The sequence below is a fragment of the Streptococcus sp. VTCC 12905 genome, assembly GCF_049893385.1.
GTDB lineage: Bacteria > Bacillota > Bacilli > Lactobacillales > Streptococcaceae > Streptococcus > Streptococcus suis_AA.
This window is the reverse complement of the sequence record NZ_JBMVJC010000007.1, coordinates 15,394-28,458: the sequence shown is the minus strand read 5'-3', so window position 1 is coordinate 28,458 and position 13,065 is coordinate 15,394. Positions and strand designations below refer to the sequence as shown.

Sequence of the window (13,065 nt, the reverse complement as noted above, 5' to 3'; positions counted from 1 at the left end):
AATGGTTATGCGACTTGTCAGATTGGCATCCCTAGTGTTAGCAAAAAACTTATATTTGAATTTCTTAGATATAAATGATGGTTTAAATATGTGAATGGAGCCATTCATCTACTCGAAACATTCTTTAATCCTCGAACATTCTTTAATCCTCAAATTCAATTTCAGGTATTTCTTTTTGAATGAGCTCACGACTTATTGCACCTTGACGCAAAATCCGCGCTTTCTGTCCAGAAAGGTCCAAAATCGTTGAATCAATGCCTGTCAAGGCTTGGTCGTCCTCAATGCCAGGCAAATCAACTGAAAATTGTGCCTGGATGTCCGAAAACTTCTTGCCACTTTCATTTCCTGAAATATTGGCGGACGGTCCAATAAGTGGACCAGTCTCAGAAATCAATTGTAAGGTTTTTACGTGATTAGGTACACGGAATCCAACAGTATCCAGTCCAGAATTAACCCAAAAAGGAACATTTTCATTCGCTTTTAGGATAATCGTTAGCGGTCCTGGCATAAACCTATTATACAGTTTTTCCAGAAAAAAGGGTGTATTTTGACTGAAAAAAATAATATCGTTCAGATTTGAGACATTTAAGTTCATTGCCTTGTCCCTAGGGCGCTGTTTCAACTGATAGACAGTATTGACCGCCTCTTCATTTAAAGCTTGGGCAAACAGTCCATAGACTGTTTCAGTGGGAAGAACGACAGCCCCTCCACTAGTTAGAATTTTTCGGAGTTTATCCATTATCATCCGCTACAACCTTTCTATCCTGTCCAAATTGGTCTTTGAGGACTCGAATTCGCTTTTTGGGGAAATGCAGAGTAAGCAAGTCGGTTAGGTCTTGCCCTTGTTTATAGCCAATTTCAAAGTAGAGTTTTCCATTTTTCTTCAAGAATGCCCCTGCTTGCTCCGCAATTTGTCTATAAATAGCCATGCCGTTTTCTTCCGCAAATAAGGCCAGATGGGGCTCAGAAGTCAATACATTGAGCCCAACTTCATCTGTGTCATCTTGCGAGATATATGGTGGGTTTGAAACAATTATGTCAAATTTCCCTGTCACAGCTTGCAAGACATCCGATTCTAGAAAGTGGACAGAGACTTGGTTATTTCTTGCATTTTCCTGAGCCACTGCTAAGGCATCCTCAGAAATATCCACCGCTACCACTTCCCAATCAGGTCTAGCTTTTGCAAGGGAAATAGCTATGGCACCGCTTCCTGTACCGATATCTAAGATACGCAAATCTGCTCCAATATTTTCCTGCAAAATCAAATCGACTAATTCTTCCGTTTCAGGTCTTGGAATCAAGACTCGCTCATCTACCATGAACTCCAAGCCATGAAAATCAGCCTTGCTGATAATGTATTGGGCAGGTCGGTGCTGGGAAAGTTGCTGAAAAATCGCATCAATCTCTTCTTTGTCAGTCGGTGTGACTTCCTGACGGAGCAGAAGGAGAAATTCCGTAAAGTTCAATCCCTTCAAGCCACGAAAGGTGAAGGACAGGGATTCTGCCTCTTCACCGATTGCGACTAATTGTTCTTCGTATGCTGCAAATAATTGAGCGTAATTCATTATTTGTTAAGCTCTTCTAGTTTTTGCGTTTGATCGTAGAGAACAAGGGCATCTACAATTTCATCCATCTTACCTGACAAGATAGTATCCAGCTTTTGCAAGGTCAAGCCGATACGGTGGTCTGTCACACGGTTTTGTGGAAAGTTATAGGTACGGATACGCTCTGAACGGTCACCTGTACCGATAGTTGATTTACGCTCTGCATCCTGCTCATCTTGGGCAATCTGTGCAAAGTGGTCCGCAACACGGGCACGGATAATTTTCATTGCCTTTTCACGGTTTTTCTGCTGGGTCCGTTCTTCCTGCATTTCTACCTTGATGTTGGTTGGCAAGTGAACGATACGCACGGCAGTTGCAACCTTGTTGACGTTCTGTCCACCAGCACCAGATGCGTGGTAAATATCGACACGAAGATCTTTTGGATCGATGTCATATTCCACTTCTTCAACTTCTGGCATGATGAGAACGGTTGCTGTTGAAGTGTGGACACGACCTTGGCTTTCTGTCACAGGGACACGTTGGACACGGTGAGCTCCTGATTCATACTTGAGTTTTGAATAAACGGATTGACCAGAGACCATGGCAACCACTTCCTTGATACCGCCAACACCATTGTAAGAAGCCTCCATGACTTCAAAACGCCAGCCTTGACCTTCTGCATACTTTTGATACATGGTCAAAAGGTCTCCAGCAAAGAGGGCGGCTTCATCTCCACCTGCAGCACCACGGATTTCCAAGATGATATTTTTATCATCGTTAGGGTCTTTTGGTAAAAGAAGGATTTTGAGCTTTTCTTCGTAAGCCTCTTTATCAGCCTTAGCTTGTTTAAGTTCTTCCTTAGCCATTTCCTCCAAGTCAGCATCCCCAGAAGATTCTTTAATCATCTCTTCTGCATCGACAATGTTTTGAAGTACAGTCTTATATTCGCGGTAGGCTGTTACTGTATCACGAGTTGCAGCTTCTTCCTTAGATAACTCCATAAAACGCTTGGTATCGCTGACTACATCTGGGTCAGACAACAATTCACCAAGTTCCTCGTAGCGGTCTTCCACCGCCTGTAATTTATCGTAGATGTTCATAATTTTAAGATATTAAGGGCGTTAAACGAACAAAGCAAAAATAGGAGTTTTGACGAAGGACGAAAGCGTCCTAGAAAAAACTATCTTTTTTGCACAGTTCGTAGCCCGTATTCGATTCCTTTCTAAATATTTGACCGAACACACTTCCAGTTAGCTTGTAGGGCGTGTTCATTTCCTTTCTGTAATATGTAGGTCATGAAACAGGCACCGTTCGTAGCCCGTATTCAGTTCCTTTCTAAAAAATTGGGAAGAACACACTAATTGTTAGCTTGTAGGGCGTGTTCATTTCCATTAAGATACAAAGCCCGTTAAGCAAGCACAGTCAAAATAGGAATTTTGACCAAGTGTTACAAACACTTGGAGAAATTATCTTTTTGACACAGCTTGTAGGGCGTGTTCATTTCCTTTCTGTAATATGTAGGTCATGAAACAGGCACAGTTCGTAGCCCGTATTCAGTTTTTTCTAAAAATTGTTTGGAATGAAACTTACGTTAAAATTTCTTTTACGTACATTCAGTCCATTGACTAAATGATTATTTTATTTCTGGTGAAAAATAATGTTTGCGACAGACAGGAATGTAGGTTTCATTGCCACCAATTTGGATTTGTTCTCCTTCATAAGTAGGTTTTCCATCCTGTGTTCTCAAAACCATTGTCGCTTTTTTAGAACAATATTGGCAGATTGTTTTGATTTCATCTAATTTATCAGCCAATAAGAGCAAATGTTGGGAACCTTCAAACAGTTCATTTCGAAAATCATTTTTAAGACCGAAAGCCATAACAGGTACATCCAGTTCATCTACAACACGCGCAAGAGCATATACATGATGACGTCGAAGAAATTGAGCTTCATCAATCAGAACACAATAAGGTCGGGGTTCCATTTTTTCGATAAAAGCAAAAATATCCATCTCATCGTCAATGGCTACTGCTTCACGTCGCATGCCAATTCGACTGGATACAACACCAAAGGCATCACGGGTATCAAGCGCAGATGTCATGATAACAACAGGTTTTCCTTGTTCTTCATAGTTGTGGGCAACCTTGAGAATTTCAATAGTCTTACCTGAGTTCATTGTCCCATATTTATAATATAATTGAGCCACTTTTCTCATTCCAATCTTAAAATTTCACTCCTTTCATTCTATCATAAATTGGAGTTTATGGGAAATAGAAAAACAAGCTCAATCGAGCTTGTCTAATCCATGAATACTACCTAATTTTTACTTTGAAAAAAACTTACTCACATCCATTGCCGCCACCATCACGGTCCAAATGTGGGCATTCCCCGGATCACCAATTTGTACTGGGGCTGCTCCTGCATTCCGAGCTTCAGTGCAATTTTTATAGTATACACTTCCCGATGTTGTTCCAGCAAACTGCTGTATTTGACTTTGTGCTTGTGCCTGTGATTCTAGTATTCTTTACACTTCAGCTGCTTTTTGGGCTTAGGCAACAAGCCGAGCTTCCTCTTCCTTACGAGCCTTCTCGGCAATTGCTTTTTCTGCATTCCAATATTTTATGACTACCTTACTGTTTTTTGTTATTACTTTATCGTTAATGCTATTAAAATCTTTCCCATCAATTTCAACTGCAATCATTTGCCCATTTTTAGAAATATCATTTGTTTCAGTTGCTTGTTCAGAAACCTGTGAAAAACCACCATCTGTAAATAATTTCTTAGTATCAGAGACTGTCGTGGTTGAAATAGCATTTTGAAGTTCTGCAAAACTAGAAAAATCAGAGTAAGCCACTGTGATAGGGACATTTTTCTTAACCACAATTTCTTGTTCTGTATCTAGCTTTAATTCCTTTCCAACTAACAAGATTGACTGGATCTTCTCGTGCATGATTTTATCTTTATCAGCTTTCGGTGTTAGGGTTATATTAACAAATCCTGCTGATTTTAACTGTTTTTCAATTTCTGATTTACTAGATCCTTTTGACATATTTTCAGGTATTTTTACATTGTCATTGCTCACATCAAAGTATGTTAAAGTGACTGGTAAACTCTTTGAATAAAAATAGCCAAGCTGATAGTCATATGAGCCAATCTTGATACTATCCACAATATCTTTCTTTTTTTCGTTTCCTTCAGCAACCAATAATATTGGTGTTAATGTGATATTTTCAAATCCTAGTTGAATAAATTCTTTTTCAACATCCTTTATATTACCATTTTCAGTAAGCTGAGGTTCCATAGCATCTTTCATAGCACTATGGTAGGTAATTTCAATCGGACTATCTTTTGCTACACTTCCTTCTTTCCATTCCTCGCCATCGACTGATACGGTTTCAACAAAAGTTTTTTCAGAAACTTCTCCATACTCTATATCGCTTATCTACACAGTTTGAACATTTTCAAAACCAGCATCACTATATTCTTGCAAAACAGTTTCAATATTTTTTTCAAAAATCTGTTCTTTAGTTGGAAGTTTGGCAGTTGTAAGGTATGATCCTCCTAAGGGTGTCACGACTACACCACCTAAAATGGCACCTGTTTTACGATTAAAAAATTTACGTTTTTTGTTTGTTGTAAAATCAATACTTGCTTGTAAATTTTTACTCTTAGACATACTCCTTCTCCATGAATATTCCTAATGATATTATATAAAATTAGCAAACTTATTTACAATAATTTGTAGAAATATCTTTGGAGAATCCTAAAAACTATGGTACAATAAACGAAAAATAAAGGAGGAAATATATGCCATTTGTTCGTATTGATTTGTTTGAAGGACGCACAGAAGAACAAAAAATTGCTCTTGCACGTGAAGTAACTGAGGTTGTATCTCGTAATACCAACGCACCAAAAGAAGCCATTCATGTTTTCATCAATGATATGCCTGAAGGGACTTACTACCCACAAGGTGAAATGAAACGTAAATAAGAGAAAACACTCTTGCAACAAAATGCAGGAGTGTTTCTTTATATCAAGATTATCTCTTATCGTCTTCATCCATACTGAGAACACTGAGGAAGGCTTCTTGTGGAACTTCGACAGAGCCGATGGCTTTCATCCGTTTTTTACCGGCTTTTTGTTTTTCTAGGAGTTTGCGTTTACGGGAAACGTCACCACCATAACACTTGGCCAAAACGTTCTTCCGAAGAGCCTTGATGTCGCTACGGGCAACAATTTTTTGACCGATTGCAGCTTGGATTGGCACTTCAAACTGTTGACGAGGGATGATTTTCTTGAGTTTGTCCACGATGATTTTCCCACGTTCGTAAGCAAATTCCTTGTGGACGATAAAGCTGAGGGCATCTACCTTGTCACCGTTCAAGAGAATATCCATTTTCACTAACTTAGATGTACGATATTCAGAAATTTCATAGTCAAAGCTAGCGTATCCACGAGTAGATGACTTGAGTTTATCAAAGAAATCAAAGACAATCTCCGCAAGTGGAATTTGGTAGATGACATTTACACGGTTATCATCGATATAATCCATTGTCACAAAGTCACCACGTTTGCGTTGGGTCAATTCCATGACCGCACCGACATATTCCTGTGGCACCATGATTTGTGCCTTAACATAAGGCTCCTCAATACTTGCAATTTTTGTAGGATCTGGGAATTCTGAGGGGTTGGCTACATCAATCGTTTCACCGTCCGTCATGTTAACATGATAAACTACCGACGGTGCTGTCATGATGAGGTCAATGTTAAATTCACGCTCTATCCGTTCTTGAATAACATCCATGTGCAAGAGACCTAAGAAGCCACAACGGAAACCAAATCCGAGAGCCTGCGATGTTTCAGGTTCGAACTGCAAGCTGGCATCGTTGAGCTGGAGCTTTTCCAGGGCTTCACGGAGGTCGTTGTACTTGTTGGAGTCAATTGGATAGATCCCAGCGAAGACCATTGGGTTCATCTGCTTGTAGCCTGCTAGTGGTTCGCTAGCAGGATTTTCCGCTAAGGTCACCGTATCACCGACACGGGTATCTGCCACGGTCTTGATAGAAGCTGCGATATAACCAACATCTCCAACTGCTAGGAAATCACGGCCAATAGCTTTTGGTGCAAAAATTCCGACTTCCGTAACATCGAAGGTCTTGCCATTGCTCATCATTTGGATGGTATCACCGGGCTTTACAACCCCATTAACAATACGGACTTGGAGGATGACCCCACGATAGGGATCATAGACAGAGTCAAAAATTAAGGCCTGCAATGGGGCTTCAACATCACCTGTTGGAGCGGGAACTTTCTCTACGATTTGTTCAAGAATCTCCTCAATACCAATTCCTGATTTAGCTGAAGCCGGAACCGCTTCCGAAGCGTCCAAACCAATGACATCTTCAATTTCTTGACGAACACGCTCAGGATCTGCAGCTGGTAGATCAATCTTATTAATGACTGGCAAGATTTCAAGGTCATTATCCAGAGCCAAATAAACATTTGCAAGTGTTTGTGCTTCAATGCCTTGGGCTGCATCAACTACCAGAATTGCTCCTTCACAGGCAGCAAGCGAACGAGAAACTTCATAGGTAAAGTCAACGTGTCCTGGAGTGTCTATCAAATGGAAGATATAGGTTTCTCCATCTTTGGCAGTATAGTTAAGCTCAATAGCATTTAGCTTAATGGTTATGCCACGTTCACGCTCCAAATCCATGCTATCTAACAATTGAGCCTGCATTTCACGACTAGAAACTGTTTCTGTCTTTTCGAGTATGCGGTCAGCCAAGGTTGATTTCCCATGGTCAATGTGGGCAATAATGGAGAAATTACGGATTTTCTCCTGTCGTTTTTTTAATTCTTCTAAATTCATGTTTCATCCTTTACAAGGGTATAATACTCTTCATTATATCAGATTTGGCTAGAACTTTCCATAAGAAAAACACCTAGAAATATAGGTGCCTACTCTGCTATTGTCCTAACCATAAAGAAATTTCACGTTCAGCTGCTTCTGAGCAATCTGATCCATGTACGACATTCTCTACCATTCCACCAACTGGTGCCGTTGCAAAATCCCCACGAATAGTTCCTGGAAGTGCATTGACCGGATTAGTAGCACCCATCATATCTCTCCATGATTTGATCACTTCTGGACCTTCCAAAACCCCAGCAATGACAGGACCACTAGTCATATATTGAACCAATTGCGGAAAGAAAGGTTTGTCAGTCAAATGATCATAATGTTTCGCAATTAATGCTTCTGTTGCAGTCAGCATCTTCAAATCACGAATCTTGAATCCTCTACGTTCAATACGTGAAAGAATTTGTCCTACCAATCCTCGCTCAAGAGCATCCGGTTTGATAATGAAGAATGTACGTTCCATTGCTTTTCCCCTGTCTATAAATTAGATATTTTTCAAGATTGCATCCCAAGCCTGATCATAGCCATGACGAGTTTCAGAAGAAAACACAACAAATTGATCCTTCATATCAAAGTCCAACTTTTTCTTGATCATTGATTCGTGTTTGTTCCACTTGCCACGCGGAATTTTATCAGCCTTCGTTGCAACAATAATAACAGGAATGTCATAATATTTCAAGAAATCATACATCTGAACGTCATCAGCTGAAGGCTCATGGCGCATATCCACTAAGCTAACAACAACCCGTAAATTCTCTCTTGTTGTCAAATATTCTTCAATCATTTTGCCCCACTTGGCACGCTCCGTTTTTGAAACTTTTGCATAACCATAACCTGGAACATCCACAAAACGAATTTTATCATCTATGTTATAAAAATTAAGTTGTTGAGTTTTTCCAGGCTTTCCTGATGTACGAGCAAGATTTTTTCTACCTAAGAGGGTATTAATAAAGGAAGACTTCCCAACGTTTGATCGTCCAGCAAGGGCGATTTCCGGAAGGTCGTCTTCTGGATACTGGGCTTTCGAAACCGCACTAAGCAGAATTTCAGCATTATGTGTATTGATTTCCATTTTGTACCTTTCATAAAGAAGGGGAGAAAGTCAAAACCTATCACCCCTTATTGTACTTATTTAAGCAGTTTCTAGCAAAGGTTTTTCCTTACCATCTACTGCATCTTTTGTAACACGAACCCGTTTTACATTCTCTTGACTAGGAACTTCAAACATCACATCCATCATGGTTTCTTCAATAATCGAACGAAGTCCCCGTGCACCTGTTTTCCGTTCAATAGCCTTTTTGGCAATTTCCTCCAAGGCATCCTGGTCAAATTCTAACTCCACATTATCGTAGGATAAAAGAGTTTGGTACTGTTTTACCAAAGCATTCTTCGGCTCAGTCAAAATACGAATCAAATCCTCTGTCGTTAATTGATCTAAGGCTGCCAAAACAGGTAATCGACCAATCAACTCAGGAATAATACCAAATTTTTGAATATCATCAGCAATGATATGTTGCATATATGATTCTTTTTCATCAATAGCACGATTGTTTTGACCAAAACCAATGATTTTCTCTCCTAATCGTTGCTTAACAATTTCCTCGATACCATCAAACGCACCGCCAACGATGAAAAGAATGTTTTTCGTATCGACTTGAATCATTTCTTGATTAGGGTGTTTTCGTCCACCTTGTGGAGGTACACTGGCAACGGTTCCTTCAATAATTTTTAAGAGAGCTTGTTGGACACCTTCACCCGAGACGTCACGGGTAATGGACACATTTTCACCTTTTTTGGCAATTTTATCAATTTCATCCACATAGATGATACCTCTTTCAGCACGGTCAATGTTAAAATCTGCTGCCTGCAATAATTTAAGTAAAATATTTTCAACATCTTCACCCACATAACCAGCCTCAGTAAGAGCGGTCGCATCAGCAATAGCAAACGGGACATTCAAACTTTTAGCCAAGGTCTGAGCTAGGAAGGTTTTTCCTGAACCAGTCGGGCCAATCATCAAGATGTTAGATTTTTGCAAATCAACATCATTTTCATCGCGACTATCTTGGAAATTAATACGTTTGTAGTGATTATAAACAGCCACTGCCAACGCACGTTTAGCACGATCTTGTCCAATGACATAATTGTTTAAAATATTGAGTAATTCTTGTGGCTTTGGTGTGTCTGCCAAATCTGTCAGTACTTCTTCAGCCAATTCTTCACGAATGATTTCTTGAGCTAACTCAACACACTCATTACAAATGAAAACATTATTTCCTGCAATAATTTTTTTAACTTCTTCTTGGTTTTTACCACAAAATGAGCAATAGATAAGCTCTTGTGTATGCTTGATAGCCATGTGTTTCCTCTTTCATATATCTTATCTGAATAAAAAGCCATAAATTGCATGAATACTATTAACCAAATTGGTAAAAGCATTCAGTAAAAATAAAATAGCCAGACCAAAACGTTTCTTTCTACAGGCTTGAACAGCACAAAGAACGCATATTCCGCAGAGAAACGCTGTAAATAAACCGAATAAACTTCTCTCCATGCCTAACTTTCTCTTCTTTCGTAGGTTTTTATAGTAAAATCAAATGGATTTTCCTCATCTTTTAATCGGAGTGTTTTCTTCTGCAGGCAAAATTGTTCCATCGGAAAATCTTTCGGAAAGAAAGTATCTCCATCAAATTGACCATGAATATCTGTCACAATCAATTGGTCGATATATGCCGCAAATGCCATAAAAATCTGACTCCCACCAATTACAAATAAAGTCCGCTCTTGATGTGCATACCAATCCAACACTTCCTCCACACTATGAACAACTGTAACCCGATCATTTTCCGCTACATATGATTGATCCTTTGTCAAAACGATAGTGTGACGATTAGGAAGTGCACGCTTGCCCATACCATCATAAGTTATACGTCCCATCGCCATCGTGTGACCAGTTGTCGTTTCTTTAAAATGAGCTAAGTCAGCGGGCAAGGACCAAGGTAGTTTATCGCCTTTTCCAATCAATCCATTTTCATCTTGAGCCCAAATAGCAACAATCTTTTTTGTCATTTTCTCTCACTTTCCGTCCTATCATTCTATCAAAAATTCACAAAAAATGCACTTTCCAAGTAAGTCTAGTGCAAATTTTTATAGCTCTAAAAATGTAGCAGTACTCAAAGAATACTTGGAGAGTGAAACAGTCTGAGTATAGACTGTTTCAGCCCGAGTTTAAAAATAAAGAAGCGAGGTAAAGATCGAAGTCTTCACTGCTAATCCCGTTAAATTGCTAAATCGAATTTTAACTGCGGTTTAACTGGATTGTAGTCCACCAACTCAAAATCTTCTGCTTTAATATCGAAAAAATTTGTTCCGTCTGGGACGTTGAGTACTAAACGAGGCTCAACTTCTGAAGGAGTCCGACGTAGCAATTCTTCAGCTTGTTCAAACTGGTTGTCATAGATATGAAGATTGTTGATGAAATAGAAAAACTTCCCAACCTTCCAGCCGAAATGTTTAGCAATCATCATCTGAAGGGCTACATACTGCATCGCATTGATATGATGGGCAACCAACATATCATTTGAGCGTTGAGTAAGGGTTGCGTCCAGATAAATGTCCCCATTCACTCGTCGAACGTCAAACATGGTCTGAAAGGCACATGGCAACAAACCTGCTGATTGGTCAAAAGCCTCATAGTCCCATAAAGAAATGACATTGCGGCGATTCCAAGGATTTTCTTCCAATTGTTTGAGAATCTTGGAAATGATGTCATGCTTCTTAACAATAGCACCATAGCGTTCGCCAATCGTGCCGGTTCCTTCGACTTCCCAGTCATTCCAATACTGGACACCGTACTTTTCTTGTAAAACAGACAAGTCATTGGTCTGGTCTTGGTAAATCCAGAGAATTTCTTTAATGGATGACTTGATTGGGATAGGTCTTAATGTAGTAATAGGGAACTCGCCCTTGGCCAAGTCATACTCTGCAAAGCAACCAGTAATGTATTTGGAATTGGCTACATTTCCATCCTTGTAACGGGGGCGAGCATTTTCTGAAAAAACGCCCTCTTCCATAATCTTACGAATGTTTTCTTTAAAAATACTATCTGCTTTTGTCATAGTTTTAGTATAGCAAATCTTAACAAAAAACTCCAGTTTTGAACAGGAGTCCTCATTTATACAGCAAGGGGTAGAGATTGAGCTGAAATAGACCAGAAAGGGCAGTTACTAGACTGAACAATATAAAATACAAAACAACCAAGACGGTACTCAATAATATCTTGCGAATATTTTTAGTGTAAATTTTATAGTAGATAGATAGTATAAGAATTAGAGTACCCAGCAGAGGGAGAATCAACATGGTTGCTACGTTTCCTCAGCTAGACAGGAATAACCAGTCTCGAATCCAGTTATCAAGGAAAAAGGCAGATAACAAAATAAATAAACCAAGAATAGTCAGATAGTTGATTATTTTAGACATATTTACCTGTTTCATAAGGTGACACTCCTTTCTCTTTAAACTTTCATTGTACGCTTAAATACTACGTTTTTCAATATATGTATATAATATATGTATATAAGGAAATTGTCACAGCAGATTAAAAAAAGCAGAGTTTCCCCTGCTTCTAACAATTATTTTAATACAAGTGATGCTGCGCCTAATACACCTGCATCATTGCCACGTGTTGCCAAGACGATTTGTGTACTTTCCTTAATTTGTGGGAAGCTATTGTCGGCAAATACATTACGAACACCATCTAATAGGAATTCACCTGCAGCTGAAACACCACCACCAAGAACAATGTAGGCTGGATTTAAAACTGCTGCAATATTTGCACAAGCAATACCAAGGTAATTTGAAAAATGACGGTAAACAATTAGTGCCAAATCGTCACCTTCTTTAGCTAAGTCGAACACATCTTTTGCAGTAAGCTCTTCTCCATCGTCAATCAGTTGTTTCAGTTTGGCATCACCTGCGTATTCTTCAGCATAACGACGTGTCAAATTCACAATACCTGTTGCTGAAGCAACAGTTTCCAAACAACCTTTTTTACCACAAGTACATGCAAATGGTGCATCAAAGTCAACTGTGATATGGCCCAATTCACCACCAGCACCTTTGACTCCACGAATCAAGTTTCCTGCAGCAATGACACCGCCACCGACACCTGTACCAAGAGTCATGAAGACAACATTCGGATTGTTATTACCTGCACCAACCCATTGTTCACCAAGAGCCGCTACGTTGGCATCATTGTCAATGAAAAAAGGTAAGCCGAGGGCAGATTCAAACTGATCTTTAACCAATTGTAAGGTTTTCCAATTGAGGTTATAGGCACCGATAACAGTACCAGCTTCGCTATCAACGACACCTGGAGACCCCATGCCAATACCAAGAAAATCTTCTTTCGTTAAACCATATGTTTCAAAACGATGTTTGATGCTGTCAATGATATCAGGAACAATATGGCTTCCCTCATCTAAAATATTTGTTTTGATAGACCACTTTTCTTGAATTTCACCTTCGGTAGTCAAAATCGCTAATTTAACAGAAGTTCCCCCAAGGTCAATTCCGATGATTTTTTTAGACATAAGATACTCC

At 39.4% G+C, this 13,065-nt stretch carries 15 protein-coding genes and 1 pseudogene; 1 reads left to right on the top strand and 15 read right to left on the bottom strand.

Annotated elements, in window-relative coordinates; all coding sequences use genetic code 11:
• Positions 1–142: 142 nt before the first annotated feature.
• The 7 genes from ACPC58_RS03920 to ACPC58_RS03890 all read right to left on the bottom strand — a co-directional run bounded on the left by ACPC58_RS03920 (position 143) and on the right by ACPC58_RS03890 (position 5,220).
• The gene (locus tag ACPC58_RS03920; RefSeq protein WP_434065314.1) at positions 143–745 is read right to left on the bottom strand and encodes an L-threonylcarbamoyladenylate synthase; all 603 of its coding nucleotides are present in this window, start codon (positions 743–745) and stop codon (positions 143–145) included.
• Positions 732–1,565, bottom strand: coding sequence for a peptide chain release factor N(5)-glutamine methyltransferase (prmC, locus tag ACPC58_RS03915; protein WP_434065313.1), 834 nt, complete (start codon positions 1,563–1,565; stop codon positions 732–734). Before prmC ends, ACPC58_RS03920 begins: the two co-directional genes overlap by 14 nt.
• Positions 1,565–2,644, bottom strand: a complete 1,080-nt coding sequence (prfA, locus tag ACPC58_RS03910) for a peptide chain release factor 1 (protein ID WP_318150302.1) — start codon at positions 2,642–2,644, stop codon at positions 1,565–1,567. The genes prmC and prfA overlap by 1 nt, the downstream gene beginning before the upstream one ends.
• 533 nt (positions 2,645–3,177) lie before the next feature.
• On the bottom strand, positions 3,178–3,750 hold the full coding sequence (locus ACPC58_RS03905; RefSeq protein WP_024392197.1) for a thymidine kinase: 573 nt from the start codon (positions 3,748–3,750) through the stop codon (positions 3,178–3,180).
• 117 nt (positions 3,751–3,867) lie between these two features.
• Entirely contained in the window at positions 3,868–4,032 is a 165-nt protein-coding gene (locus ACPC58_RS03900) for an excalibur calcium-binding domain-containing protein (protein WP_434065346.1), read from the bottom strand.
• 60 nt (positions 4,033–4,092) lie between these two features.
• On the bottom strand, positions 4,093–4,857 hold the full coding sequence (locus ACPC58_RS03895; RefSeq protein WP_434065312.1) for a hypothetical protein: 765 nt from the start codon (positions 4,855–4,857) through the stop codon (positions 4,093–4,095).
• A gap of 129 nt (positions 4,858–4,986) precedes the next feature.
• The gene (locus ACPC58_RS03890) at positions 4,987–5,220 is read right to left on the bottom strand and encodes a hypothetical protein (protein ID WP_254451575.1); all 234 of its coding nucleotides are present in this window, start codon (positions 5,218–5,220) and stop codon (positions 4,987–4,989) included.
• 131 nt (positions 5,221–5,351) lie between these two features.
• Here ACPC58_RS03890 and ACPC58_RS03885 point away from each other — a divergent pair, with 131 nt between their 5' ends.
• Positions 5,352–5,534 (top strand): 4-oxalocrotonate tautomerase, encoded by a 183-nt coding sequence (locus ACPC58_RS03885; protein WP_002934978.1) that lies wholly within the window; start codon positions 5,352–5,354, stop codon positions 5,532–5,534.
• 49 nt (positions 5,535–5,583) lie between these two features.
• Here the strand turns inward: ACPC58_RS03885 and lepA are convergent, their stop codons facing one another.
• The 8 genes and pseudogenes from lepA to ACPC58_RS03845 form a co-directional block, all read right to left on the bottom strand.
• Positions 5,584–7,416: a translation elongation factor 4 gene (gene lepA, locus ACPC58_RS03880; protein ID WP_217373802.1), complete on the bottom strand. Its 1,833-nt coding sequence runs from the start codon at positions 7,414–7,416 to the stop codon at positions 5,584–5,586.
• 97 nt (positions 7,417–7,513) lie between these two features.
• Positions 7,514–7,927, bottom strand: a complete 414-nt coding sequence (ndk, locus tag ACPC58_RS03875; protein ID WP_318150306.1) for a nucleoside-diphosphate kinase — start codon at positions 7,925–7,927, stop codon at positions 7,514–7,516.
• Between the two features lie 21 nt (positions 7,928–7,948).
• Entirely contained in the window at positions 7,949–8,536 is a 588-nt protein-coding gene (yihA, locus tag ACPC58_RS03870; protein ID WP_130555334.1) for a ribosome biogenesis GTP-binding protein YihA/YsxC, read from the bottom strand.
• A 60-nt stretch (positions 8,537–8,596) separates the two neighbouring features.
• Positions 8,597–9,823: an ATP-dependent Clp protease ATP-binding subunit ClpX gene (gene clpX, locus ACPC58_RS03865; protein WP_130555333.1), complete on the bottom strand. Its 1,227-nt coding sequence runs from the start codon at positions 9,821–9,823 to the stop codon at positions 8,597–8,599.
• Between the two features lie 197 nt (positions 9,824–10,020).
• A complete protein-coding gene (locus ACPC58_RS03860) occupies positions 10,021–10,533 on the bottom strand; it encodes a dihydrofolate reductase (RefSeq protein WP_434065311.1) in 513 nt (170 codons plus the stop codon).
• A gap of 209 nt (positions 10,534–10,742) precedes the next feature.
• Complete coding sequence (locus ACPC58_RS03855; protein ID WP_434065310.1) at positions 10,743–11,582, bottom strand: thymidylate synthase; 840 nt, start codon at positions 11,580–11,582, stop codon at positions 10,743–10,745.
• Positions 11,583–11,634: 52 nt separating this feature from the next.
• Positions 11,635–11,958, bottom strand: a pseudogene (locus ACPC58_RS03850) (hypothetical protein).
• A gap of 137 nt (positions 11,959–12,095) precedes the next feature.
• Positions 12,096–13,055 carry an ROK family glucokinase gene (locus tag ACPC58_RS03845; RefSeq protein ID WP_217373806.1) on the bottom strand — a complete coding sequence of 320 codons (960 nt, stop codon included), beginning with the start codon at positions 13,053–13,055 and terminating at the stop codon, positions 12,096–12,098.
• Positions 13,056–13,065: the final 10 nt, after the last annotated feature.